Raw genomic sequence first — 24,502 nt, forward strand, 5'->3', positions numbered from 1 at the left:
GGGCTCGGGGGCAGGGCCCCGCATCCCCTAGGCTCACCCGGGTGAGCCTGCCCTCCCCCACCACCGACAACCGCGCCGTCGTCACCGGCGCCTCCTCCGGCATCGGCACGGCGCTCGCCGCCGAACTCGCCGCCCGCGGCTACTCGCTGATCCTCGTCGCCCGGCGCGAGGAGCTGCTCACCGCGCTCGCCGACGAGCTCACCGCCAAGCACGGCATCACCGCCGAGGTGCGCGCGGTCGACCTCGCCGACCGGGCCGCGCGGGCGCCGCTCACCGCGGAGCTGGCGGGCCGCGACATCGCGGTGCTCTGCAACAACGCCGGCATCGCCACCTTCGGCGCGGTCGCCGAACTGGACCCCGCCTACGAGCGGGACCAGCTCGAGCTGAACGCCGTCGCGGTGCACGACCTCACCCTCGCGGTGCTGCCCGGTATGCTGGCCAACCGCGCGGGCGGCATCCTGATCAGCGGTTCGGCGGCGGGCAACATGCCGATCCCGAACAACACCACCTACGCCGCAAGCAAGGCCTTCGCCAACACCTTCTCCGAGTCGCTGCGCGGCGAGCTCAAGGGCACCGGCGTGCACGTCACGCTGCTCGCCCCCGGCCCGGTGCGCACCGAGATCCCCGACCCCGCCGCGGCCTCCATCGTGGACCGGCTGGTGCCCGACTTCATGTGGGTCTCGTCCGAGTACACCGCCAAGGTGTCGCTGGACGCGCTGGCCAAGAACAAGATGCGCGTGGTCCCCGGGCTGATCAGCAAGGGCATGAGCGTCGCCGGGCAGTACGGCCCGCGCGCCGTCACCGCCCCGGTCGCCGGCGCCTTCTACCGCAAACTCGGGAGCTGAGCGGCGGGGTGGCTCAGCGGCGCTTGCGGGTGCCGAAGATCGAGCGGCTGATCTCCCTGCCCGCGGCGCTCGCGGCCGACCGCAGGAAGCTCTTCACCGCCGGGTTCTTCAGGATGCGGTCGGCCGCCGACTCCTCCGCCCGCTCGGCGCGCCCCGGCACCGGCTCCGGCTGCGCGGCGGCCAGTTTCGCCGCCATGATCTCGTACGCCGATTCCCGGTCGATCGTCTGCCCGTACTTCCCGTGCAGCCCGGAGGAGAGCGCGCGGGAGCGGATCGCCTCGGCGCCGATGGTGTCCATGAGCGAGCGCGGCGGGACGATCCTGGTCCAGGCCACCGGGGTCGGCGCGCCGCGCTCGGAGAGCACGGTGACGATCGCCTCGCCGGTGCCGAGCGAGGTGAGCGCGGACTCCAGGTCGTACACCTCGGTCCTCGGGTAGGTGCGCACCGTCTTGGCCAGCGCCTTCTGATCGTCGGGGGTGAAGGCGCGCAGCGCGTGCTGCACCCGCGCGCCGAGCTGGGAGAGCACCGCGTTCGGGATGTCGGCGGGCAGCTGGGTGCAGAAGAAGACGCCGACCCCCTTGGAGCGGATCAGCTTGACCGTCTGCTCCACCTGTTCCAGGAACGCCTTGGAGGCGTCGGCGAAGAGCAGGTGCGCCTCGTCGAAGATGAAGACGAGCTCCGGCCGCTCCACGTCGCCGACCTCGGGCAGGGTCTGGAACAGCTCGGCGAGCACCCACATCAGGAACGTGGAGAAGAGCACCGGCCGCGCCGCCTGCTCGCCCAGCTCGACGAGCGTGATCACGCCGCGGCCGTCCACCCGGCGCACCAGGTCGGCCGGGTCCAGCTCCGGCTCGCCGAAGAAGGTGTCGCCGCCCTCGGCCTCCAGGTTGACGAGGGCGCGCAGGATCACCCCCGCGGTTGCCGTCGAGACGCCGCCGATGCCCGCCAGCTCGGCCTTGCCGTCCGGGCTGGTCAGGTGGGTGATCACCGCGCGCAGGTCCTTGAGGTCGAGCAGCGCGAGGCCGTTGCGGTCGGCCCAGTGGAAGATCAGCCCGAGCGTGGACTCCTGGGTCGGGTTGAGCCCGAGCACCTTGCTCAGCAGCACCGGGCCGAAGGAGGTGATGGTGGCCCGGATCGGCACCCCGATGCCCGCGGTGCCGAGCGAGACGAACTCGACCGGGAATTCCTCCGGCGCCCAGTCCCGCGCGCCGGTCTCGGCGGCGCGGGCGGTGAGCTGCTCGGTGCGCTCGCCCCTGGCGGCGAGCCCGGAGAGATCGCCTTTCACGTCGGCCATCACGACCGGGACGCCAGCGCGCGAGAGCTGCTCGGCCAGCCCCTGCAGCGTCTTGGTCTTGCCGGTTCCGGTCGCGCCCGCGACAAGGCCGTGCCGGTTCACCGTGCGCAGCGGCAGCCGGACCACTGCCTCGGCGTCGACGACGCCGTCCACCAGCACCGCGCCGAGCGTGATCGCCGCGCCGTCGGCCGCGTACCCCGCCGCGATCTCGCGTGCCGCGCCCGGCTCGCCCGCGACGGCGTAGCCCGCGGTCGCCGCCTCGACCGCGGCCACCTCGCCCGCCACCGCCGACGCGCTGGACACCGCGGGCTGGCCGAGCGACACCTCGAGTTCCGCCGCCTCCGCCGCGGCGACCGCCTCGGCCGCGACCCGCGCCGCCTCGTCGGCGGCCCGCCTCGCCGCGGCGGCCCTCTGCTGCGGGGTCGTCATCGCGTGTCCTCCTGTACTCGAAACCATGGCAACTCCGGGGCGAACCGGGACACACTCTATCCGCGCCGATCCGGTCCGTGGCGTCACCGGTGCGTGCGGCGCCCGCGTTATGGTGCTCGGATGTCGGACAAACTTGTGGTGTGGATGGATTGCGAGATGACCGGGCTGCGGCTCGACAGCGACAAGCTGATCGAGGTGGCCGCGCTCGTCACCGACAGCGACCTCAACGTGCTCGGTGACGGGATCGACATCGTCATCCACGCCGACGACGCCGCGCTCGCCGCCATGCCGCCGGTGGTCACCGAGATGCACGCCCGCTCCGGGCTCACCGAAGAGGTCCGCGCCTCGGCCGTCACCCTGGCCGAGGCCGAGGAGCGGGTGCTCGCCTACATCAGGGAGTTCGTGCCCGCCCCGCGCACCGTGCCGCTGGCAGGCAACTCGATAGCCACCGACCGCGGCTTCCTGGCCAGGGACATGCCCGAGCTGGACGCGCACCTGCACTACCGGATGATCGACGTCAGCTCGATCAAGGAGCTGTGCCGCCGCTGGTACCCGCGGGTCTACTTCGGCCAGCCGGAGAAGGGGCTGGCGCACCGCGCGCTCGCCGACATCACGGAGTCCATCCGCGAGCTGGACTACTACCGGCGCACCGCGTTCGTGGCGCCGCCCGGGCCGTCGAGCGCCGAGATCGCCGCCGTGACGGCCGAGCTCAGCGGCCCGCGGACCCACGGAGGCCAGGGCGATTAGCGATTCCGGCGCCGGGCACGCTACTATCGAGCGCGCCGGAACTCCGGTGCCGATGGTGAGTGTAGTTCAGCTGGTAGAGCACCAGGTTGTGATCCTGGAAGTCGCGGGTTCGAGCCCCGTCACTCACCCGAGAAGGGCCCGGGAGCGTTTCGCTCCCGGGCCCTTTCCCTTTCTGCCAGTAGCGGGCAACCATGTGACAGAAACGTTTTTCACTCCGTAGACTCCCCGTTCGGAGCGGCGTCGTCGGAATGTCGTTCCGTTCGACAGAAAGACGATCCGCCTGTGATGCGTTCCGCAGTTTTCGCCGCCGTCGCGGGTGCCACGCTGCTCGCCGGGGTCCCGGCCACCGCCGCCGCGGCCCCCGCCCCGAAGGCCGTCGCCGGCGATGCCGTGCAGCCCGTTCAGCTGAACGCGGGCACCGGCTCCGCGGGCACCGGCTCCGCCGCCGCCTTCGACACCGGCTCCTCCGCGGGCGCCACCACCACCGGCTCGTCCGGCACCGGCTCGGCGACCGCGCTGGAGAGCCTGCTCTTCGGCGGGCCGCTGCTCTGCGCCGCCATCGGCAGCGCGATGAACCGCAACCTCACCTGCCCCGGCACCGCCGGGCCGGTCATCCCCTGAGCACTCGCCCACGTGAAAGGCCCCGGTACGCGTACCGGGGCCTTTCACGTGGGGACGGGGTCAGACGTCGGCGTTGCCCGCCTTCCACTGCGCCCACGGCATGTTCCAGTCGCCGAGGCCGTCCACCGGCGAGAGCGTGCCGCCCACGGTGTTCTTGACGATGGCGATATCGCCGAGCTTGGCGTTCTCGTACACCCAGCGGGCGTTGTCCGGGCTCAGGTTCAGGCAGCCGTGGCTGGTGTTCGAGTAGCCCTGCTGCCCCACCGACCACGGTGCCGAGTGGAAGAAGATGCCGCTGTAGGACATCCGGGTGGCCCAGTCCACCGGGGTCCGGTAGCCGTCCGACGAGCTCACCGCGACGCCGTAGGTGGAGGAGTCCATGATGATGTGCTCGTGCCGGTCGGCCAGGATGTAGACGCCGTTGTCGGTGGGCGTGTTGCTCTTGCCCATCGAGGTCGGCATGGTCCGGATCACCTCGCCGTTGCGCTCGACCACCACCTGCTTGGTGTTGTCGTCGGCGGTGAAGACCACCGCGTCGCCGATGGTGAAGTGCGTGTTCACGTCCTCCTGGCCGAAGAGCCCGTCGCCCAGGTCGCGGCCGTAGACGTTGACCTTGACCTCGACCTTGGTGCCCGGCGCCCAGAAGTGCTCCGGCCGCCAGCGGACCTCGCGGTTGTTCACCCAGTAGAAGGCGCCCTCGACCGGCGGGGTGGTGGTGACAGTGATGGCGTCCTGCGCGGCCTTGCGGTCCGGGATGTTCTCGTCGAACTGGATCGCCACCGGCTGCCCGATGCCGACCACCGCGTCCTCGGCGATGTTCAGGTACGGCTTGGTCTGGCTGTCCGGCGAGCTTGTGGTGAAGCTCACCGCGGCGGTCTGCGCGCCGCCGAGCCCGATCGCCTTCGCCTTCATCGTGTAGGTGCGGCCGTAGCCGAGCACCTCGGCGGTCTGCCAGGTGCGGCCGTCCGGGGAGAGCGTGCCGTTCACCGGATTGCCCTGGTTGTTCAGCAGGTTCACCTCGGTGAACTTGCCGTCGTTCACCTGGAACGTCATCGGCATGGCAGGCGAGACGCCCTTGTCACCGTCCTTCACCGGGGACACCAGCTTGGGTTTGATCAGCTCGGTGATCGGGTTGCGGTCGATCGGCACCGCGTCCGCCTCGGAGACGCCCGACGAGGTCGAGCACGCCGACAGCGCCAACGCCAGCACGGACAGCACCACCACGGGCACGGACGCGCGCTTCCACACCGGCCGCCGCCCTCGATCACTTCTCATGTCAAACCCCGTTCCCGATGACCTCTTCTGTCATTCTGCCAGCAGAACGGGGCCGGCCCGTGCTTGACCGGGCCCCGTTCGCACACGGCACCTCCCTGCGGATCGCGGTCGGCCGCGAAAGCGTTAACAGCAGGTCAGCGTGGGCGCGCGGGGACGCCGGATACCGATTTCACTTTCGACCCCCCGGCCTGTTAGTGTCTCTCTCGCACCGAGAACACACGGAGCACGCGCCATTAGCTCAATTGGCAGAGCAGCTGACTCTTAATCAGCGGGTTCGGGGTTCAAGTCCCTGATGGCGCACACTATCCCGAGACAGGCCCGACCGAGTGGTTGGGCCTGTCTCGTTCTGTCGATGCCGTGAGATCTCAGGGTCGGACGACCCCGGTCGGTGGGCCGAATGCCGGGATGACCTGGCCGGCGGGGTATTCGTCGGTGATGAAGGTGCGTACCTCGTCGGAGTTGAAGAGCGCGAATACCTGCTGGTAGCGCGGATCGTCGACGTCGGCGGTCCGGGCGACGATGCCGATCGCCCAGAGCGGGTTGTTCGCGGGCTCCCTGGCGAGGGCTTCCTCGAGTTTCAGCCCCGCCGCCGTGGCGATCGTTCCCAGGATGACCGCCGCGTCGACGTCGGGGAGCGCACGCGGGGTGGCCTCCAGATCCACCTCCACCCAGCGGAGCCCGCGGGGGTTGGTGGCGATGTCGGCGAGGGTGACGGTGCTCAGGTCGGAGGCGCCGCTCCGGAGGGTGATCAGCCCCGCGCTCTGCAGGAAGCCAAGGGAGCGGGCCTGATTGGGCACATCCTTGCTGATCGCGATTCGTGCACCGGCGGGGAGCTCACCGAGACTCCGCACGTTCTCGGAGTAGAGCCCGGTCGGCGTGAGGAACACGGTCTGCACGAAGGTCTGTTCGAAACCGTTCTGCTCGACCTGGTCGTTGAACCAGGGCACGTGGGAGTTGAAATCGATGTCGACATCACCGTCCTCGAGCAGCTGGTGATCGTTCACCGAGTTCGTCGTCGTGACGAGCTCCAGCTCGATCCCCCGCTTCGCCGCGAGATCGATCACGAATTTCGTGATATCACCCTTCGGGTCCGGTGCGGCCGCCACTTTCAGGTGCTTCGAGCCGTCGCCGGCATCGCTGCCGCAGCCGACGACAGGTAACAAGACGAATGCGGAGATCACGGCGGCGAGGGCCAGCAGTTTTCGACGTGCGGTCATTGTTTCTTCCCCATCTGGTGGACAACGAATTCGATCAACGCCGGGACGAGGCGTAGCGCACCGCGAGATCCCCGGCGAATTGGATGATCTGCACGAGCACGATCAGCAGGACGACGGTGCCGACCATGACCGTGTCGTCGAAGCGCTGGTACCCGTAGGAGACAGCGAGGTCGCCGAGGCCGCCCGCACCGACGGCGCCTGCCATCGCCGAGAAGGCCAGGGTGCCGATCGCCAGCACGGTCGCCGCGGAGCACAGCCCGGGCAGCGCCTCGGGGAGCAGCACCTTCCTGACCGTCTGCCCGATCGACGCACCCGCGGCATCGGCCACGTCCAGAACCGCGCGCGGCACCTCGCGCAGCGCCGCCTCGGCGAGCCGGGCGAAGTAGGCGGCGCCCCCGATCGTCAGCGGCACGAGCGCGCCGCGCACCCCGATCGCCGTCCCGACCAGCAGCCGGGTCACCGGGATCAGCGCGACGAGCAGAATGATGAACGGCATCGAGCGTCCGACATTGACGATCCACCCGACCGGCGCGTTCACGAACCGGTTGGGGCGGATCCCGTCGACCGCGGTCACGACGAGCACCAGTGCCAGCGGGATGCCGATCGCGACCGACAGCAGGAACGAGGCGGCGGTCATCGTGACGGTCTGCTCCAGCGCGGGCCGCAACACCCCGGGCAGCTCGGACCACTCGGTATTGCCGAGCGCGACGACGGTCACGACAGCACCCCCGCATCCCGGAGCTGCACGTGCAGCCCCTGATCACGCAGCCACCCCAGTGCCTTCGCGAGATCGCCGTCGGGCACCGCGATCACCGCCGTCCCGCCCGTACTCGGCCCGACCGACTCGATGGCGGCCGCCAGCAACCGCGCGCGCGTTCCGGTGTGGATCGCGAGTTCGGCGAGCCACTCCTCCCGCCCCGGACGCAGCACCACGGCCAGTTCGGTCTCCCCGGTCCGCGCTCCCACCGTCGGCGGGAACGGGTAGAGCAGCCTGCCGAGTCCGGAGGCGGGATCGGCGACCAGCTCGGCGACCCTGCCGGTCTCGACGAGCCGGCCACCCTCCAGCAGGCCGGCGTGGTCGCAGTACCGCCGGACCACCTCCATCTCGTGGGTGATCAACAGGATGGTGAGGTCGAGGTCGGCACGGAGCACGCGGAGCAGCGTCAGAATCGACGCGGTGGTCTCCGGATCCAGCCCCGACGTCGCCTCGTCCGCGAGCAGGACGGCCGGATTCATGGCGAGCGCCCTTGCGATGCCGACCCGCTGGCGCTGGCCACCCGACAACTGGCTGGGATAGGCGTCGGCGTGATCGGTGAGCCCGACTCGTTCGAGCAGTTCCCCGGTCCGCCGCCGGCTCTGCCTGCGATCCACGCCGCCGATCTCCAGCGCGAACGAGACATTGCCCGCTGCGGTGCGGTGCGCGAGCAGGCTCGACGACTGGAAGATCATCCCGGTCCGCCGCCGGGCCAGCGCGAGCCCGCGGCCGCGCAGCCCAGTCATCTCGAGGCCGTCGATGCGCACGCTTCCGCTGTCCGGCCTTTCCAGCAGGTTCACGCACCGGGCCAGGGTGCTCTTGCCCGATCCGCTCGGGCCGACGACGCCCGAGATCGTCGCGGCGGGCACGTCGATGCTGACGTCGTCGAGGACGGGCCGCCGGAGCGCGCCGCGGCGGAACGACTTGCTGAGGTGTTCGATCTGAAGCAATGCGGAGTCCTGGATCGGGCGGCGGGAGATCACTGCGGCTGCGAGCGGAGCGGACAGGAGCGGAGATCGATCAGCGTCTCCAGCGCGGCGAGGGTGTCGCGGTAGGTCGGCCTGCCGGGCTGGAACTGCACGATGAGCTCGGTCGCCAGCCGTACCGCCGCATCGGCGGCGAGGCACTCGGCGATCCGGTGGAGTTCGCCGGTCAGCACCCCGTGGCGGTTCAGCACGGCCGCGTCGTCGAGCCGGGCCAGCGGCTCCGGCAGCTGCTCGTCCCTCGACCACTCCCGCACGTCGCGCGCCAGTCCGGCCAGCACCGCGGCATCGGTGGCCGGGACGATGGTCCTGGTGACGCCGACCCGCGGCACGTGCCCGGCGGACCTGGTCGCCGCGAGGTACTTCTCCGCGATCGGCCGCTGCACCTCGCCGACCCGCCGCGGGTCCAGCGGAGCCGAGCGCGCGAGCAGCACGCCGTGGCCTGCCCGCGCGGCGGCCACCGCCCCCTTGCGCGAGGAGGTGGCCCGCCAGATCCGCTGGGTGAGCGACGCGGAGCGCGGCGTCAGCACCGAGCCACCCGGCATCGGGTCGCCGCAGAGCGCCGAGACCAGCGCGCCCGCGTTGACCTCGCCGCTGGCCGAGCGGTGCCGGAAGTCCCGCGACATGGCGGTGAAGGAGGGCGGATGCGCACCGGAGCCGAGCCCGACCTCCAGGCGGCCGCCGCTGATCAGATCCACCAGGGCGGCGTCCTCCGCCGCCCGGATCGGGTCCTCCAGCGCGAGGGTCACCACCGCGGTCCCCAGCCGTATCCGCTCGGTCCGGGCGGCGAGCGCGGCGAGGAAGACGAACGGCGACGCGACCACGCCGTTCTCGGCGCCGAAGTGGTGCTGGGCCACCCACATCGAGTCGTACCCCATCCGCTCCGCCTCGACGCAGATCCGGATGTGCTCATCGATCGTCCGCTTCGGGTCGCCGGCGGAGACGACGTGGGTGAGGAAGCCGATTCGCGGCGGCCGGGTCACGGCAGCGCGGCTTCCGGCCGGGGGCGGGCGCCTGCCAGCCGGGGAAGGACGTCGCGGGCCACCGACTCGAGTGCGCGGATCACCCGGGCCGGCTCCGGCTGTCCGGGCGCGGCCTGGCAGATCAGGTGCGTCGCGCCGGGCAACGCCCGATCGGCGGCGAGGCTGGCCGCGACCTGGTCGGGGTGGCCGTAGTGGATGAAGGCGCGGTCGAAGGCCGCGTCGGTGGTGAGCCCAGGCGGATAGTGGCCCTGGCCGGCCATCTGCCGCGCGTACGCCTCCACACCCGCGCGGAGCTCCCCGGCGGCGGTGCGCCGATCGCGCGCCGGATAGACGGTGCGCGACACGCCCACCCTGGCGCAGGCACCGGCGATAGCGCGGTAGCGCTCGACCAGCGGGCGCTGCGCGATGTCGGTCGGGAGCGAACTCAGGTAGGCGGAGCGGGCCACGAGCAGGCCGTGCCCACGCGCCGCGATCCGGGCCGCGCCCCCTTCGCTCAGCGTCGACTGCCAGAGCCGCCCGGAGATCGCCGCCCCCTCGGCGCCGATGGTGGCCGCTGTGCCATTGATCGGCCTGCCCGCCAGGGCGTCCTCCAGCACGACGGCGGCCTCGTCGAACAGCTCGCGGCGCCGCTCGACATCGCGGCCGAAGGCGGCGAAGCTCACCGGGTCGCCGCCGGTGCCGATACCGAGCTGGAGCCTGCCGCCGGACAGGGTGTCGACCAGGAGGGCGTCCTCGGCGACCCGGACCGGGTCCTCCGTCGGCAGGACCACCACCGCGGTCCCCAGCCCGATCCGCTTCGTCCGCTGCGCGGCGGCGGCGAGAAAGGTGAGCGGCGACGCCAGCCTGCCCCCGTCGTCACCGAAGTGGTGCTGGGCGACCCAGCCGATGTCGAAGCCGATCTCCTCGGCCGCCTCGAACAGTTCCAGGGCGATGGCATAGGCGTCGCCTGCGCTCCGGCCTGCGTGCAGATGGGTCAGAAACCCCAGCGAAATGGTCATCGGCGATCCGTTTCCCTCGGTGTGGTTGCGGTCGGGGCACGGGCGCGGCCGTGCGGGAATGGTCAGCTGGCCACCCGGTGCCTGGCGGGGCTCGCGGCGGCGGCGATGAACTCGGCCAGCTCGTCGACGAGCTCCGGGTCGTCGGGCAGCGCCGCGGTCCCGATCTGCAGGTGCGCCCGCTCCGGCCGGTCGATGTAGCAGTCCGAACCGGCGCCGACCGCGATGTCGTTGCCGCGGAGCACCGCGATGGCGCGCTCCTCGTCGTCGACCGGCACCCAGAGCGTGAGCCCCTCCCCCTCGGCGACCCCGATGCCGCGCGCGACGAGCCGGCGCGCCAGGGCCGAGCGCCGCTGGCGGTGCCTGGCCCGCGCCAGATCGACCCGCTGTTCGGTGCCCGGGTCGCGGAGCAGGTAGGCAAGCGCGTCCTGCAGGATTCGGCTCGTTCCCCGCATCCCGAGCGTCTGCAACCGGCGAATGCGATCGATGACCTCGCCGGGGCCGGAGATCACGCTGGTGCGCAGATCGATGCCGTACAGCTTGCAGTACGACCGGACCACGATGGTGCAGCCGGGGATGAGCTCACCGATGCTCCTGGCGCGCCCCACCGCCGGGCCGACATTGTCGTCCTCGATCACGAACAGCGAGGACGCGGCGGCCCCGAGCACCTCGGCCAGTGCCGCGGCCCGCCCGGCGGTGAGCGTGCACCCCGACGGGATCTGGGCGCGCGGCTGGTAGAGGAGCGCGCTCGGGTGCTGCCGCAACGCGCGCGCCACCGAGTTCGGCAGCGGCCCGATGGCATCGCACTCGACCGGAATCGGCACCGCGTGCACGGCGCGCAGCGTCTCCAGGATCCGCGGCGCCGTCGGCTGCTCGACCGCGACCGCGCCGCCGGAGCGCACGACCGCGCGCAGCGCGAGCAGCGCCCCCTCGTAGCCACCGTTCGCCACCGCGTACTCCGGCGCCGCGTACGGCCAGGTGGAGCGGACCGCGTCGAGCAGCTCGGGAGTGATGCCGTCAGGGTCGGCATCCCAGTCCTGCGCCGCCGTCGTCCCGAAGGTGAACGCCTCACCGACCGGCGGGAGCAGCCGCCGATCGGGCAGCGCCTCCGCCAGCGGCACCTCCGCCCAGCCGGGGAAGTCGCGGCGCGAGCCGCGTTCCGGCAATCCGGTGACGACGGTGCCGCGGCGCCGATCCGTGCGCAGCAGGTGTTCGCGGCGCAGGATCGCCCACGCGGTGGAGATGGTGGCGGCGCTGACCCCGACGACCTCGGCGATACACCGCACGGTCGGCAGCCGCGTTCCCGCAGGCAGCTGCCCGCCGCGGATCAGCTCTTCGACGGCGGCCGCGATGCCGCGCGCACTCGGATCGCCGATACTCGCCCGCAGCATGCCCAGTATCGAATCGGCGGAGTTGGTGTCGATCGGGTGGCTGAGCATCGCACGCTTTCCCTCTCTAGAGGCTCGACCGGACGCTGAGAATCGCGGGAGGCAGGCGGTCAGATCGGCAGGGCCTTCCCGAACAGGGCGCCGTACCCGACCACCGGCTCCCGCTCCCCCGCGGTCGCGAGGGCGTCCCACGCCAGCACCTGATTCGCGGTCAGCACGAAGATCCCGAGGTCGCGCTCGAGCGCATCGATCACCCCGACCGCCCGCTGCCCGTTTCCCGCGACGAAGACGGCATCCGCGCCGGTGCCGACCTTCGCTATCCAGTCGTAGAGCGATTCCGGGGTGATGAACTCCTGCCCGCTGCGCAACCCGGCGGGGCCGTGATGGACGACATCGAAGCCCACATCCCGGAAATAGCGCGCGCCGAGCTCGTCCAGCGCGGAGTCGAACCACGGCGGATTCACCAGCGCGAGGGTCTCGGCGCCCAGGGTGCGCAGCGCGCGTTCGGCGGCCAGGCAGGTGGTGACAACCGGGATGCCGCGGGCGGGCTCCGACAGCCGGTCGAGCAGTGCGCGCTCGCCGTCGGCGCCGTGCTTGTAGGCCGAGCTCGTGAAGCCGAGCGCGATCACATCCAGCGGTGACGCGGCGAGCGACTCGACGGTCTCGTCGAGATACGGCGGCTCGGTGAAGGATTCGACCGGCCGATGCGGGATGGTCGGATCCATGACGCCGCCTGCCCGCATGGCCGAGAAGTACAGCCGGGCCCCGTGCACGGAGACGGTGGGCGGGGCGATCGCCCTGAGCTCCGCCTCCGGCCCCACATCGGCATGCGGGACCACGATGCCGATCCGGGTGCGCGCGTCCCACCCGTCCGGTTTCCAGCGTCGCGTCACCATGTGGAACTCCCCCCACTTGATACCCCGCACACGCCTCTGTAGTTGCATGTACATGAATCGATTACCGAGTGTATTGACCGGGCCCGGGAAGACAAGACATCCGCTCGGCCCTGTACCTGCCCCGGCCTCAATGCCCCTGCCCCGCAGCCGATCCGAGCGCGGGTACCCGCAGGTCCGCACCGAGCATGGCGGGGTGCGCCGCCGTGACGAGTTCCAGCAGTTCGGGGTAGCCGGGGTCGGCGAAGTGCTGCTTGTCGCCGAGGAATCGCATCGCCTCGCCCGCGGCGTAGGGCTGGAACAGCGAGTCGGCGCGGCCGTCGAAATCGAGCGGCTCGATGCGGTACAGCTTGCAGAGCAGTTTGTTGAAGACCGGTGTCGCGTAGACCCAGCGGCCGTCCAGCCGCACCCGGGTCAGCCAGTGCAGGAACTGCTCGCCCCCCACCAGCGACAGCAGCTCCGGCGAGGCCAGGTGGTTCACCACGTGGCCGGCGACCAGCTGCGCGGGAATGCCCGTCGCGCGCAGCGCCGCCACGTAGAGAATCGACTTGTGCAGGCAGAACCCCCTGCCCGCCGTGACGACGCTGCTCGCGCGCAACCCGTCGGGTGACAGGTCGGTGCCGAACACCTCGTAGAAGATGCCGTCGCGGACCGCGTAGTAGAGCGCGACAGCGCGCTCGATATCCGAGGGCGATCGGCCCCGCGGCACCGAGTCGACGAATTCCTGCACCTCCGCGGAGGTGTGGTCGAACAGGTCCGTCGCCCGGGTATCCGGATTCGTCATCGTTTCCCCCTACAGCCCCAGCATCGCCGCGATGCGGGTGCGCTGGATATCGTTCGTGCCCGAATAGATCGTTCCCGCGACGGCGTTGCGCAGGTCCTTCTCGACGCCGTATTCCGCCATGTATCCGTACCCGCCGAGGAGCTGCACGGCGGCCAGCGCGGTGCTCAGGGCGTAGTCGCTGACCAGGATCTTGGCGATGGCCATGTCCACCGTGACGTCGCGTCCGGATTGCAGCTTCGCCGCCGTCGCGTACAGCCAGTGCCGCGATGTCTCCAGCGCGATCTTGATGTCCACGATCTTGTTCGCCACCGACTGGAAGGACGAGATTGGCTGCCCGAACTGGTGGCGCTGTTTGGCGTACTCGATGGTCGCGTGCAGGCGATTGTCCATTTCGCCGACATTGACGACGAACGAGTAGAGGATCTCGCGCTTCATCACGTGATCCAGCACCAGGAAACCGAGGCCGGGCTTGCCGAGCACATTCTCGCTCGGCACCTCGACATCGTCGAGGAACAGTTCGCAGAGCGGCGCCGACCCGAGCCCCATCTTGGCGATCGGGGCGCCGAAGCTCAGCCCCCTGCGGTCCCGCTCCACCACGATCGCCGTTGTTCCGGTCGCGCTGCCCTGCTGCCCGGTCCTGGCATACACCACGACGACATCGGCGATCGGGCCGTTGGACACGAACGCCTTCGACCCGTTCAGCACGTACCGGCTGCCGTCGGCGGTGGCCACCGCCGCGGTGCGCAAGCTCATCGCGTCCGAGCCCGCCGACGGCTCGGTGATCGCGTGCGCCCCGATCACCGAGCCGGCGATCGCGTCCGGCAGCAGCCGCTGCTTGAGGGCGGCCGACCCGAACCGCGCGAGCGGGGTGACGGTGCTCGCGAGATGTGTTGTCGCGGAGAAGTTCAGCCCGCCGTCGCGACACGCCTTGCCGAGCCCCTCCAGCACGAACATGGTCGTGCGCAGGTCCTGGCCGAGGCCGCCCGCTGCGGCACCGACGGGCAGTCCGAAGATTCCCGTCTGGGCGAGCTTCTCCCATTTGTCGCGGCGGAAGGTGCCCGCGCGATCGTCCTGGACGTGGCCTGCGCTCAGCTCCGGGCCGAGGCGTTCGATGGCATCGCGCAGGCCGAGCTGATCATCGGTCCATTCTGCGGTGGTGCTCATGCGGATTCGCGTCCTGACTCAATATTGCGAATACCCGGACCTGTCGAGCGTGTGCCGCTCGTGTCCGGCTATCGGGGGGTTGAAGATGCTGATCAGATGCAGATCGCCCGCGTGATCGGCGGAGAGGGTGTGCGGGTCGTTCTCGTTGAGCGCGTAGAGCACACCAGGCACCAATTTGTAGACCGTTCCGTCCTCGGCGCCGCGCACCTCACCGCTGCCGGAAATGCAGTAGCAGGCTTCCAGATGCCGCCGGTACTGCAGGCGCGACATGGTGCCCGCGCGGACGATGGTGTGCGCGACGGCGAAACCCATGCCGTCGGCCTCGACGAGCAGCCGGTGGCTCTCGCCGTTCCCCCAGTCGACGGGGGCGATCTCGTCCCTCGTGCGGTAGATCATGATGGTGTTTCCTCTCTGCGGGCTCAGCGCCCGGGCAGCGGCGCGTGAACCTCGATGAATTTCTCGATCGCCGCGACACTGCGGAAATCGTCCCTGTCGATGTCGATGTCGTCGATATTGATCCCGTAGCGCTCGCCGACCCAGGAAATGAGCCGGAGCAGGGCGAGGCTGTTCACCAAACCGCTGTCGACGAGTTCGTAGTCGTCGGCCAGCTCGTGCGCGGTGACGTCGGGGGCGAAATTCGTGACAATGAATTCCTTCACGGAGATCCGCTGCGGCATGGGCTGCTTCTTTCTCGAGGTGTGCTTGTTCAGCGGTGGTTTCGGACCAGACGGCGGCGGTCGATCTTCCCGGTCGACGTCCGCGGCAGCGGGGTGTCGCTGATGGTGAAGGTCGACGGCACCGCGGTGACCGGCAGCGCGTTCGCGCAGTGCGTGCGCGCCTGCAGGCTGTTGATGCGGCTGCCGCCGAAGACGCGGATCTCGGCGCGGAGCCGGTGCCCCTCGACCTCGTCGTGGTCGGCGAGGACCGCGACTTCGTCGATCAGCGGATGGCTCTGCAGCACGGCCTCGATCTCCTGCAGATCCGTCCGCACGCCGCGGACCTTCACCACCCAGTCCGACCGCCCGCGCAGGTACACCAGGCCGTTCGCGTCGCGGTGCACGACGTCACCCGTCCGGTAGAACCTGATCGGACCGGCGGGGCCGTCGACGAGTTCGAATCGATCGGCTCCCGCCGCGGGGTCGCTGTAGCCCGACGTCTGGAAGGGCGTGTGCACCGACAGCTCGCCGGTCGCCGCGCCGACCAGTTCCCGGCCGTCGGCTCCGGTGATCCGCGCCGTGACACCGGGGATCGGCGCGCCGATCGGTACCTCCGCGCCCGGCGGCAGGTCGAAATCGGTGATCCGGTGCAGGAAGCTGTCATTGGTCTCGGTGCACCCGTACACGTTGTAGACCGCGGCGCGGGGGAAGAGGCCGGGAATGCGGGACAGCAGCTCACCCGGCAGCTTGTCGCCGGTCAGGATCAGGTGCCGCACGCTGTCGAAGCCCGGCGGCAGGCGGCGCAGGTCGAGCCCCGCCCCGATGAGCCGGAGGAAGAACGGCACCGACTGCACCACCTCGGGCCTGGTGGTGTGGATGAGGTCGGCGAGATAGCCGCCGTCGGTGGACTGCTCGGTGTCCGGCAGGACGACCGTCCCGCCCGACCGCAGCGTCGCCCACACGTCGAGCAGGCTGAGATCGAAGCTCAGCGGCGCCAGGCTCAGGACCACCGACCCCGGCCCGATCTCGAAGGCGGTCGAGCTCCAGCGCAGAAAGGACTCGACCCCGGCCGCGGGCAGCGGTACGACCTTCGGGGTTCCGGTCGATCCGGAGGTCGTGAAGACGACGGCGGCGTCGGCCCGCCCCCGCGCCGCCTCCCGTCGCTCGACGGCCGAGCCCGCGGCGCGGACGAGCCCGCCCGCTCCGGCGACGTCGAGCGCCCGCCGCAGCGCGTCCGGCCCGAGCGAGGTGGACGGCAGGAAGGGCGCGTGCCCCGCGAGCGCCGCCCCCACCGCGGTCGCGACGGCCGGCGGCGACTTGGGGACGACGATGCCGACCGGCGAATCGGGCGAAAGGCAGGCACCGGCAACGGCACGGCGCACACCATCGGAGTATTCCGCGAATTCCGCATAGGAGGTGGCTTTTCCATCGGCGATGAAAGCCGGAGCCGCAGGACGGTCGATGGCATGCTGCCGTAGTGATTCGAGAACGATTTCCGATCTCATCGTGACCCCGTAATTCGATCGTCGCAGGAATTGCTCGCCACCGAGAACCGCTCGGTGACTTCATGTTTCAGCTGTGTGACGTGCTCGCAATTCAACGTAGCAGCGTCCCGGGAAAGTTCAAGTACCACCGCATCGAGCCGATACCCCGCGATCGTCGGCGATCATGATCGAATACATTCGCCCGCGGCGCTGAACAAATGCGCGAAATGAGACCGGCCTGGAAAGACAAAGTGCGTAACGAATTCACTCGCCACAAGTGGAATAGTTGACAGTGCGCGGGAGCGGGCACGACGGCGGCCCGAAGCACAAGATGTGATCTGCGCCATACCGAGGAGCCCCGCACAGCACAGTGCTCCCGGGGGCGACGCCCCCGGGAGCACTGGGTAGGTACCGGTTATCGACCTTCCGCGGCACCGCCCTCGGTCAGCTTCGGGCTGTCGGCGAGCTTGAGCCAGACGACTCCGCCGATGATGACCGCGAGCCACACCGCCCGCAGGACCGTCAGCTGCTCGTCGAACAGGATGCTGCCGAAGACGGCGGCGCCGATGGAGCCGATGCCCGCCCACACCGCGTAGCCGATCCCGACATCGATGGATTTCAGCGCCACGCTCAGGGCGAACAGGGTGAGCAGGAAGAACACCACCGCCGACGCCGACCAGGCGAGCACGGTGAAGCCCTCGCTGCCGCCGACGCTCACCGCGTACCCGATCTCGAACGCTCCGGCGAGCAGCAGGACCAGCCACGCACGGGTATTCCTGGCCGGCGTTTCGGGCTGTGTCGTTTCCGAATCCGATACTCGAGCCTGTGTGCTCATTGTTCTCCTTTCGACGGGCAGCCCGGCGCCTGCCTGCGCCGAACCGGGTTTCGGAAATCAGGCGCCGGAGCCGCTGAGCTGCAGCCCGACCACGCCGACGACGACGATCGCGATTCCGAGGAGTTTGCGCCAGCTCAGGCGCTGGCCGAAGAGGACGGCGCCGAGGATGACGATGCCGACCCCGGAGATCGCCACCCAGATCGCGTAGCCGACGCCCACGTCGAGCGTGAGCAGGGTGAGGCTGAGGAAGAACGTGCCGATGGCGCCGCTGACCAGGGTCGCCACCGTCCACCAGCGATGGGTGAAACCGGCGGCCTTGCTCGCCGCGAGGGCGACGGCGATTTCGAAGACGGTGGCGACAGCGAGATACAGCCAGTGCATGGGGTGCCTTTCAGTTCACTGCGAGGAATCGATGGAAGGGCGCCAGACCATCGGGGACGGTCAGCGGAACGACGGTGGAGCCGGCCAGGGCGGCGCGGTCGACGCGCGCGGCGGCGTAACTGGAGCGGTAGTCGAAGCCGAGCGCCGCGACCTCGTCGGCGGGGACGGCGACGTAGATCGTCCCGATCCCGTGGTCGAGCGCGAACCGGTAGCAGATGCCGCAGGGCTCGCCGGTCGCGAGCAGGGAGTAGGCGGTGAGATCGGTGGTCTGCCTGGCACGGATCGTGTCCCGGATGGCGACGATCTCGGCGTGCGCCGTCGGATCGCCGGTCTCCCGGACGCGGTTGACGCCGAACGGCGAGACGTAGCCGTCGGCGCCGACCACGACCCCGACGAACGGGATGCCGCCGCGCTCGACGTGCTGCACCCCGAAGGTGACGGCATCACCCATCAGCGCCGTGAGATCCGCTCTGCTCCAGCCCATCTCAGCGGCTCGCCGGAGACGTCGCGTCGACCGCGCCGATCAGCCGCCCGGCGTCCGGGACCCCGGGAAACGCCCGGCCGCCGATGACGAAGGTCGGCACGGCGGTGATCCCGGCAACGGCCGCTTCGCGCAGATCGGCGGCCTGCCTGGCCCGCCGCGACCGGCTGGACAGGGCGGCGCGGACGGCGTCGGCGTCCAGCCCGGCCGCGGTCGCCACGTCCAGGATCACCGCGTCGGCGCCGATGTCGCGATCGTCCAGGAAGAACGCGCGGTACATCGCCGCCGAGTACCGGTCGGCCAGCCCGGACTCCGCGGCCAGTTGCAGGACGACGAAGGCCTTGGCGGTCCGCGGCTGGGGCGAGATCGTCGGCAGCCGGATGTCGACATCGAGGCGCCTGGCCATGGGGTACACCGACCCGCTCCAGACGCGCGGGAGGTAGTCGTCCTCCGGGCGCAGCGTGGGAACCGGTTCGGGCCGCAGTTCGAAGGGCCTGATCCGCACCTCGACGTCGCGCGCTGCCCGAAGTTCGGCCAGCGCGTGCTCCGCGAGGTAGCAGTACGGGCACACGTAGTCCACGAAGAGATCGATCGTGATAGCCGCCATCGTGCGAGAACCCCCTCTCGTTATCAATGTATGTACATGCAACGATAGGCACGCACGGGTCACCGGGGCAAGTCGTGCCCGATATTCCCCCTAGGCGAGCAGCGCGCGAACGCTGTCGAAAGCCGCGCGGAGGCCGTTCAGATCCAGGTCGGGAAAGTCGGCGCCGACCTTCTCGACGACCTCGCGCACCTGCGTCTCGTACTCCGCGCGCAGCGCGCCGACCAGCTCCGCACCGTCGTCGGTGACCACCGCGTACACCCCGCGCCCGTCGTCCGGACAGGTGTCGCGGTAGGTGAGCCCCTTCTGCTCGAGCCTGCCGAGCATCCGGGTGACCGAACTCTGGTTCAGGCCGATCCGAGCGGCGAGATCGTTGACCCGCAGTTCCCGATCGGGTGCCCGGACCAGCACGATGAGCGCCCGATACTCCGTGAGCCCGATACCGCGCCGGTCACCGACCCACTTCCCGAGCCGCGTCTCCACGGCCGACACGAACGCCGCCACCCGCGACCAGGCCGCACCGATCTCAACGGGGCGTGCGTCGTCTTGGGTGTGGGACCGTTCCATGTACATGCATCAATCGTACCCACCGGCTATCCCGCGAAATCGGCGCGCGATCGGGGCGGACGGTCCGGTACAGTCCCCCGCATCGACTGGTACACCGCCGATCTGCACATCGGCCATCGACTCCTCTCCCACCTGCGCGGATTCCCCGACATCCCCGCCCACGACGACGAACTGGCGCGCCGCTGGGACGCACTGGTCGGCCCGGACGACCGGGTCTGGGTCCTCGGCGATATCTCCGTGGGTGGCAAACGGCAGGAGACCGCGGCGCTGGAGTGGATCTTCCGCCGCCCCGGCGAGAAGCACCTCGTCACCGGCAACCACGACGGGTGCCATCCCATGCGCTCGCGCGCCGCCGCCTGGCAGGCGATCTACCTGGCCGGAGGCTTCGCCTCGGTGCAGCAGACGGCGGTGCACAAGATCGGGGGGCAGCGGGTGACGCTCTCGCACTTCCCGTTCCGCTTCGACCCGGACGGGGATCACACGCCGGAGAACCGGTTCGAGGAGTGGCGGGTGCCGGACGTCGGGCAGCTCCTGCTGCACGGGCACACGCACTCCGAGCTCCGGGTGCGTGGGCGGCAGATCCACGTCGGGCTGGACGCGCACGAACTGCGGCCGGTCACCAGGGATTGGGTTTCCCAGCAGATCGAGCGCGCGACGTAGCGAGCCGCGGCGGCCGGGAAGGTAGCGGCCCGCCGATCAGCCCGAGCGCAAAGCTCGCGCCACGCCGCGCACACGGCGAGAATCGAGCCATGCGAATCGTGGCGGGAATCATCGCGGCCGGGGTGATCGCGGGCGTGCTCGCGGCCGGGAGCGCGCAGGCGGCGCCGCCCGCGCCCGATTACGGGCAGCCGGCGAACGGGTCGGGGATCGACCCCACGCGCAACCTCACCCCGTCGTTCGCGCCGGTCCAGGTGCCACCGGTGCGGGTCGAGGAGAGCCCGGAGGCCACCACGGTGGTCGCCAAGCCGTACCTCGCGCCCTGGGTGCACGACCTGGTGCCGCTGGAAGGCGTCGAACTGTACGGTGCGGCGCGGGTCACGCTCCCCGGCGCGGACGGCCGGGCGCTGGTGATCGCGCCGAGCGGGCACTGCGATTTCCAGGGCGCGGAGGCCGCGCCGGTGGCGCCGATCCGGATCGATACACCCACCTTCGGGCTCGCCATCGATCTCCGTCTGCGGGGCTGACAGCGGCGAAACGCGAATCGCCACCGTTGTAATTCTGTGACGCTACGCACAAGGCGTTTAGCTCCATCCACCCCGGTCACAGCCGATTTTCCGGCACGGGTGCTGGATTCGAACACCTCTCAGCACCGTTCGGACGATTTCTGTTCACCTTCCGTTCACCTTCCGTGACCATTCTGCAATCTGGCCCGAGTGGCCACGCTCCGTTCGAGTAGGAGTGGGACGAAGGTCCCCCACAACAGAACCCGACAAGAGCACATCGTCCGGAGACACCGGAAACCCCGCACCACGATCACGACCGGCCAGGATGCCGGGCGATCGGTGCTGCCCGGAATCGGGTTGGGGGCTCGTCACCGACCGAAGCAAGGAATCGAATTCGCATGCCCGACTCACGTCTGTCCACCCTGCGGCGCCCCACTCTGCGCGAGAGCATCACCGGCGCGGTCGCCGCCGCCGGAGTGGTCGCCGTCTGCGCGTCCTCCGCCGTCTCGGTGGCCGACAGCAGCGGGCCGTCGCGCATCGCGCTGATCGCCGACCAGCACCCCGTCGCCGAGCAGGCGCGGGCCGCCCAGCCCGCACCCGAGCCCGCCGTCGCGGCGGTAGCGGGCGCGCTCCCCGCCCCCGAGGCCGCGCCGCTGGTCGAGCAGGCCGAGATGCGGGCCGCGACCGCGTTCTACCCGGACAACCTGCACGGCTGGATCAGCCAGGCGCTCGACGTCATGCGCGCCAACGGCATCCCGGGCAGCTACGAGTCGATCCACCGCAACATCATGCGCGAGTCGACCGGCAACCCGCGGGCGATCAACCTCTACGACTCGAACGCCGCCGCGGGCATCCCGTCGAAGGGGCTGCTCCAGGTGATCGACCCGACCTTCGCCAAGTTCCACGTCCCCGGCACGCCGTTCGACGTCTGGGACCCGGTCGCCAATATCGTGGCCGCCTGCAACTACGCCGCGCACACCTACGGCTCGATGGACAACGTCCACGGCGCCTACTGAGTCGGTGCGGCTCGCCATACTGTCCGCGATGCCCGACTACACGCACAACGATCACGCCGCCCGCAGCCGGGCGGAGAAGGCCCGCGCGCTCGCCGCCTACCTGTGGGACCGCGGTATCACCGCGGCCGAACTGCGCGCCCTCGCCCCCGCCGCGCGGCGCAAGCTGGCGCGGGCGGCGGGCACCAACCCGCCGAGCACCGGCGAGACCTGGGACGTGGCCGCCGAGCTGCTCGCCGAGAAGGACGCGTGGGCCGCCAGGCACCCGAACCACCCGGCGGCCGGGCGGCCGCACGCCGACGAGAAGCTGCTGTGGGTCAAACCGCCGGTGACGCCGTGGAACTGAGCGTCACAGCACCTCGGCCTCCGAGCGGGTCACCACCTTGGCGGCGAGCGAGCGCAGCGAGCGCGCCTCGTCCGCGCTGAGCGCGTCGACGAAGAGCCTGCGCACCAGCTCGACGTGGCTCGGCGCGGCCAGCTCCAGCGTGCTCCTGCCCTGCTCGGTGAGGACGACGAGCACCCCGCGGGCGTCGTCGGCCACCGGCTTGCGCTCGACCAGCCCGCGCCCGGCCATCCGGGCCAGGTGCTTGGAGAGCCTGCTCTTCTCCCAGCACACCTCGGCCGCCAGGTCCTTGGCGCGCAGCGCGCCGTCGGGCGCGGCGGAGAGCGCGACCATGAGTTCGTAGTCCGGGGTGGACAATCCGTGCTTGGCCAGCCCCTGCGCGATGGCCGCGTCCAGCCGCTGGTTCAGCCGGATGAAGGCCTGCCAGGTGGTCTGTTCGTCATCGGAGAGCCATCGGACCATTCCCGCATCCTAGAGCGCTCACCACAGCCCGGTCCCGGCGCCGATCTGCCGCTCCAGCTCCGGCGTCAGGGTGCGGACGTAGCTGGCGGTCAGGTGGTGCTCGTCGTGGTACACGAGCACATTGCCCTCGACCACCCGGCACACCTGCGGCCCGCACACCGCGTCGCTCAGGTCGAGCAGGTGCACGTTCGGGAAGCCGGCGGCGGGTTCGAGCGCGGGGTTGACCGGGGCGAGCGCGTCGGCGCGCGACATGCCGCAGCTCTCCGCGGTGCCGCCCGCGGCGAGGCAGTCGACCGCGCGGTAGCGGCCGTACGCGGTGCGCAGCCAGGGGGTGTCGCGCACCGCGAGCACGCGCAGGTCGCGCTCGGCCAGCGCGCCCCACACCTCGACGAAGCCCTGCGGCACCTCGTCGCCGCCGACCGGCCAGATCGGGGCGGTGGCGGTGGTGAAGACCCAGTCCGGACGATCGACGGTGAGCTGGTCCAGTACCGCGCGGGACCAGTCGCGGCAGTCCGAGATCGGCTCGCCGCGGTAGAGCGAGTCCTCGCGCAGATTCAGCGAGCAGCCCATCTTGAGGTAGACCGCGATCCGCACGCCGCGCGCCCGGCCGATGGCGTCCAGCGCGGTGAGCCAGTGCTCGGCGTGCGAGTTGCCGACGACGGCGATGGTGCGCGCGCCGTCCGGGTCGCCGTAGTCGCAGGTGACCACCGCGGTGGTGTGCCAGTCCGAGATGCAGCCGTCGGTGGTCGAGGCGGGGACGTCGCGCGGGGCCTCCAGCATCGACGGCCGGACCGCGGCCGGCGGCGCCGAGACCCCGGCGACCAGCGCGTCGGCCCCCGGGTAGACCACGGGATCCAGTGCGCTGAGCGGCCTTTCGTTGTCGAAGAGCACGGCCTGCCAGAACCAGGCGGCGCCGAGCACCGCCACCCCGGCCAGCGCGACCGCCGCGCCGATCCCGCGCCGCACCAGCAGCGGCGCCCCGGCCCGCCGGTCCGAGCGCTGCCGCAGCGGCTCCTCGATCCCGTGCCTGGTCAGCACCGCGAGCAGCAGCGCGAGGCCGACCACCACCATCCCGCTGCCGACCCCGGCGCCGCCGGAGCGGGTGTAGATCAGCGCGCCGATGAGCAGCGGCCAGTGCCACAGGTAGAGCGCGTAGGCGATGGCGCCGAGTTCGACGAAGGGCCAGCTCGCCAGCAGCCGGGACACCGCGGGCGGGCGCTCCCCCGCCCCGGCCACGATCAGCGCGACGGTGGCGAGCACCGGGAAGAGCGCGGCGGGGCCGGGAAACTGCTGCGCCCCGTCGAAGAGCACGCCGCAGGCGAGCACCGCCGCCAGCCCGCCGAGCGCGAGCAGCGCGCGCACGAACCTGGCCACCCGGCCGGTCGGCAGCGACCCCGAGGCCAGCAGCACCGCGAGCAGCGCGCCCGCCAGCAGCTCCCACGCCCGTGCCGCGCTGTCGTAGTAGGTCCAGTCCTGCTCGACGGCCGGGCGGGTGGCGGCGTACCAGAACGACGCCGCCGCACCGATGGCGACCGTCACCCCGACCGCGGGGCGGAGCAGCCGCGGCCTGCGCAGCACCCGGCGGCAGACCAGCGCGACGAACGCGATCACCAGCAGCACGGCCAGGTAGAACTGGCCCTGCACCGCCATCGACCACAGGTGCTGCAGCGGGCTCGCCGATGGGTCGGCGGCGAGGTAGTCGGCGGCGGCGCTGGCCAGCTGCCAGTTCTGGTAGTAGAAGACCGAGGCGAGCAGCTGCCGGGAGAGCTCGGTCCACTGGGTGTACGGCAGCGTCGCCACCGCCCAGGCCGCCACCGAGGACAGCACCACCAGCAGCGCGGGCAGCAGCCGGCGCAGGGTGCGCACGGCGACCGCGGGCACCGAGACCCCGCCGCCCGCGCCGCGGCGCAGCAGCATGCCGGTGAAGAAGAAGCCGGAGAGGACAAGGAAAACGTCGACACCACCGGAAACCCGGCCGAACCACACGTGGAAGACCACCACCAACGCGATCGCCACCCCGCGCAGCCCGTCCAGGTCGTGCCGATAGCGCAGAGCCGGTGGTCGATCGTCGTGCATGTCGAAGGAGTATCACACCGGATTGTTCCGACGGAATTCATCGGCGGCGCCTCGACGGCACCGCA

The 24,502-nt window shown here is 70.8% G+C and carries 28 protein-coding genes and 2 tRNA genes; 9 read left to right on the forward strand and 21 right to left on the reverse strand.

The features are described from left to right. Positions 1 to 41 precede the first annotated feature (41 nt). Positions 42 to 845: a mycolate reductase gene (cmrA, locus tag ACFUJ1_RS10460; protein WP_378644556.1), complete on the forward strand. Its 804-nt coding sequence runs from the start codon at positions 42 to 44 to the stop codon at positions 843 to 845. 13 nt (positions 846 to 858) lie between these two features. Here the strand turns inward: cmrA and ACFUJ1_RS10465 are convergent, their stop codons facing one another. Beyond that, on the reverse strand, positions 859 to 2,568 hold the full coding sequence (locus tag ACFUJ1_RS10465; RefSeq protein ID WP_378644557.1) for a helicase HerA-like domain-containing protein: 1,710 nt from the start codon (positions 2,566 to 2,568) through the stop codon (positions 859 to 861). A 120-nt stretch (positions 2,569 to 2,688) separates the two neighbouring features. On the opposite strand from ACFUJ1_RS10465, the gene orn reads away from it, so the two are divergent. The 3 genes from orn to ACFUJ1_RS10480 all read left to right on the forward strand — a co-directional run bounded on the left by orn (position 2,689) and on the right by ACFUJ1_RS10480 (position 3,936). After that, positions 2,689 to 3,315, forward strand: coding sequence for an oligoribonuclease (orn, locus tag ACFUJ1_RS10470; protein ID WP_378644559.1), 627 nt, complete (start codon positions 2,689 to 2,691; stop codon positions 3,313 to 3,315). A gap of 55 nt (positions 3,316 to 3,370) precedes the next feature. Further along, positions 3,371 to 3,443: transfer RNA gene (locus ACFUJ1_RS10475), tRNA-His, on the forward strand. Positions 3,444 to 3,600: 157 nt separating this feature from the next. Beyond that, positions 3,601 to 3,936 (forward strand): hypothetical protein, encoded by a 336-nt coding sequence (locus ACFUJ1_RS10480; RefSeq protein ID WP_233016453.1) that lies wholly within the window; start codon positions 3,601 to 3,603, stop codon positions 3,934 to 3,936. A 60-nt stretch (positions 3,937 to 3,996) separates the two neighbouring features. On the opposite strand, the gene ACFUJ1_RS10485 is transcribed toward ACFUJ1_RS10480, so the two are convergent. Further along, positions 3,997 to 5,211 (reverse strand): Ig-like domain-containing protein, encoded by a 1,215-nt coding sequence (locus ACFUJ1_RS10485; protein ID WP_378644561.1) that lies wholly within the window; start codon positions 5,209 to 5,211, stop codon positions 3,997 to 3,999. A gap of 227 nt (positions 5,212 to 5,438) precedes the next feature. On the opposite strand from ACFUJ1_RS10485, the gene ACFUJ1_RS10490 reads away from it, so the two are divergent. Next, positions 5,439 to 5,511, forward strand: a tRNA-Lys gene (locus ACFUJ1_RS10490). 65 nt (positions 5,512 to 5,576) lie between these two features. On the opposite strand, the gene ACFUJ1_RS10495 is transcribed toward ACFUJ1_RS10490, so the two are convergent. The 17 genes from ACFUJ1_RS10495 to ACFUJ1_RS10575 all read right to left on the reverse strand — a co-directional run bounded on the left by ACFUJ1_RS10495 (position 5,577) and on the right by ACFUJ1_RS10575 (position 19,380). Then, positions 5,577 to 6,428: a MetQ/NlpA family ABC transporter substrate-binding protein gene (locus ACFUJ1_RS10495; protein ID WP_378644562.1), complete on the reverse strand. Its 852-nt coding sequence runs from the start codon at positions 6,426 to 6,428 to the stop codon at positions 5,577 to 5,579. Positions 6,429 to 6,462: 34 nt separating this feature from the next. After that, positions 6,463 to 7,146 carry a methionine ABC transporter permease gene (locus ACFUJ1_RS10500; RefSeq protein WP_378644564.1) on the reverse strand — a complete coding sequence of 228 codons (684 nt, stop codon included), beginning with the start codon at positions 7,144 to 7,146 and terminating at the stop codon, positions 6,463 to 6,465. After that, complete coding sequence (locus ACFUJ1_RS10505) at positions 7,143 to 8,132, reverse strand: methionine ABC transporter ATP-binding protein (protein WP_378644566.1); 990 nt, start codon at positions 8,130 to 8,132, stop codon at positions 7,143 to 7,145. The genes ACFUJ1_RS10500 and ACFUJ1_RS10505 overlap by 4 nt, the downstream gene beginning before the upstream one ends. A gap of 29 nt (positions 8,133 to 8,161) precedes the next feature. Next, complete coding sequence (locus tag ACFUJ1_RS10510) at positions 8,162 to 9,148, reverse strand: LLM class flavin-dependent oxidoreductase (protein ID WP_378644567.1); 987 nt, start codon at positions 9,146 to 9,148, stop codon at positions 8,162 to 8,164. Beyond that, entirely contained in the window at positions 9,145 to 10,146 is a 1,002-nt protein-coding gene (locus ACFUJ1_RS10515) for an LLM class flavin-dependent oxidoreductase (RefSeq protein ID WP_378644569.1), read from the reverse strand. The genes ACFUJ1_RS10510 and ACFUJ1_RS10515 overlap by 4 nt, the downstream gene beginning before the upstream one ends. Before the next feature lie 62 nt (positions 10,147 to 10,208). Further along, the gene (locus tag ACFUJ1_RS10520) at positions 10,209 to 11,582 is read right to left on the reverse strand and encodes an aminotransferase class I/II-fold pyridoxal phosphate-dependent enzyme (protein WP_378644570.1); all 1,374 of its coding nucleotides are present in this window, start codon (positions 11,580 to 11,582) and stop codon (positions 10,209 to 10,211) included. A gap of 59 nt (positions 11,583 to 11,641) precedes the next feature. Beyond that, entirely contained in the window at positions 11,642 to 12,427 is a 786-nt protein-coding gene (locus tag ACFUJ1_RS10525; protein ID WP_378644572.1) for a maleate cis-trans isomerase, read from the reverse strand. A gap of 127 nt (positions 12,428 to 12,554) precedes the next feature. Next, positions 12,555 to 13,208 (reverse strand): transglutaminase family protein, encoded by a 654-nt coding sequence (locus tag ACFUJ1_RS10530; RefSeq protein WP_378644573.1) that lies wholly within the window; start codon positions 13,206 to 13,208, stop codon positions 12,555 to 12,557. 9 nt (positions 13,209 to 13,217) lie between these two features. Then, positions 13,218 to 14,372, reverse strand: coding sequence for an acyl-CoA dehydrogenase family protein (locus ACFUJ1_RS10535; RefSeq protein WP_378644575.1), 1,155 nt, complete (start codon positions 14,370 to 14,372; stop codon positions 13,218 to 13,220). 18 nt (positions 14,373 to 14,390) lie between these two features. Continuing rightward, a complete protein-coding gene (locus ACFUJ1_RS10540; RefSeq protein WP_378644576.1) occupies positions 14,391 to 14,768 on the reverse strand; it encodes an ectoine synthase in 378 nt (125 codons plus the stop codon). A 23-nt stretch (positions 14,769 to 14,791) separates the two neighbouring features. Continuing rightward, positions 14,792 to 15,049, reverse strand: a complete 258-nt coding sequence (locus ACFUJ1_RS10545) for a phosphopantetheine-binding protein (RefSeq protein WP_378644578.1) — start codon at positions 15,047 to 15,049, stop codon at positions 14,792 to 14,794. A 29-nt stretch (positions 15,050 to 15,078) separates the two neighbouring features. Then, the gene (locus ACFUJ1_RS10550) at positions 15,079 to 16,533 is read right to left on the reverse strand and encodes an AMP-binding protein (RefSeq protein WP_378644579.1); all 1,455 of its coding nucleotides are present in this window, start codon (positions 16,531 to 16,533) and stop codon (positions 15,079 to 15,081) included. Positions 16,534 to 16,927: 394 nt separating this feature from the next. Beyond that, complete coding sequence (locus ACFUJ1_RS10555; protein ID WP_378644581.1) at positions 16,928 to 17,347, reverse strand: DMT family transporter; 420 nt, start codon at positions 17,345 to 17,347, stop codon at positions 16,928 to 16,930. A 57-nt stretch (positions 17,348 to 17,404) separates the two neighbouring features. After that, entirely contained in the window at positions 17,405 to 17,728 is a 324-nt protein-coding gene (locus tag ACFUJ1_RS10560; protein WP_378644582.1) for a DMT family transporter, read from the reverse strand. A 10-nt stretch (positions 17,729 to 17,738) separates the two neighbouring features. Beyond that, positions 17,739 to 18,212 carry a nucleoside deaminase gene (locus ACFUJ1_RS10565; RefSeq protein ID WP_378644584.1) on the reverse strand — a complete coding sequence of 158 codons (474 nt, stop codon included), beginning with the start codon at positions 18,210 to 18,212 and terminating at the stop codon, positions 17,739 to 17,741. A gap of 1 nt (position 18,213) precedes the next feature. Then, on the reverse strand, positions 18,214 to 18,816 hold the full coding sequence (locus tag ACFUJ1_RS10570; RefSeq protein ID WP_378644585.1) for a DsbA family protein: 603 nt from the start codon (positions 18,814 to 18,816) through the stop codon (positions 18,214 to 18,216). 90 nt (positions 18,817 to 18,906) lie between these two features. After that, positions 18,907 to 19,380, reverse strand: a complete 474-nt coding sequence (locus ACFUJ1_RS10575) for a MarR family winged helix-turn-helix transcriptional regulator (RefSeq protein WP_378644587.1) — start codon at positions 19,378 to 19,380, stop codon at positions 18,907 to 18,909. Between ACFUJ1_RS10575 and ACFUJ1_RS10580 the strand changes: the two genes are divergently transcribed. The 4 genes from ACFUJ1_RS10580 (at position 19,366) to ACFUJ1_RS10595 (ending at position 21,902) form a co-directional block, all read left to right on the forward strand. Further along, a complete protein-coding gene (locus ACFUJ1_RS10580; protein ID WP_378644588.1) occupies positions 19,366 to 20,040 on the forward strand; it encodes a metallophosphoesterase in 675 nt (224 codons plus the stop codon). The two genes, ACFUJ1_RS10575 and ACFUJ1_RS10580, sit on opposite strands and share 15 nt — an antisense overlap. Positions 20,041 to 20,129: 89 nt before the next feature. Continuing rightward, entirely contained in the window at positions 20,130 to 20,564 is a 435-nt protein-coding gene (locus tag ACFUJ1_RS10585; RefSeq protein WP_378644590.1) for a hypothetical protein, read from the forward strand. A gap of 377 nt (positions 20,565 to 20,941) precedes the next feature. Then, on the forward strand, positions 20,942 to 21,559 hold the full coding sequence (locus tag ACFUJ1_RS10590; protein WP_378644592.1) for a transglycosylase SLT domain-containing protein: 618 nt from the start codon (positions 20,942 to 20,944) through the stop codon (positions 21,557 to 21,559). Between the two features lie 28 nt (positions 21,560 to 21,587). After that, positions 21,588 to 21,902 carry a hypothetical protein gene (locus tag ACFUJ1_RS10595; RefSeq protein ID WP_233016428.1) on the forward strand — a complete coding sequence of 105 codons (315 nt, stop codon included), beginning with the start codon at positions 21,588 to 21,590 and terminating at the stop codon, positions 21,900 to 21,902. 3 nt (positions 21,903 to 21,905) lie between these two features. Here ACFUJ1_RS10595 and ACFUJ1_RS10600 read toward each other — a convergent pair whose 3' ends face one another. After that, positions 21,906 to 22,361, reverse strand: coding sequence for a MarR family winged helix-turn-helix transcriptional regulator (locus ACFUJ1_RS10600; protein WP_233016427.1), 456 nt, complete (start codon positions 22,359 to 22,361; stop codon positions 21,906 to 21,908). Positions 22,362 to 22,379: 18 nt separating this feature from the next. Continuing rightward, the gene (locus ACFUJ1_RS10605; RefSeq protein WP_378644594.1) at positions 22,380 to 24,437 is read right to left on the reverse strand and encodes an acyltransferase family protein; all 2,058 of its coding nucleotides are present in this window, start codon (positions 24,435 to 24,437) and stop codon (positions 22,380 to 22,382) included. Between the last annotated feature and the right edge of the window lie 65 nt (positions 24,438 to 24,502).

Source organism: Nocardia sp. NPDC057227 (assembly GCF_042669725.1).
GTDB lineage: Bacteria > Actinomycetota > Actinomycetes > Mycobacteriales > Mycobacteriaceae > Nocardia > Nocardia asteroides_A.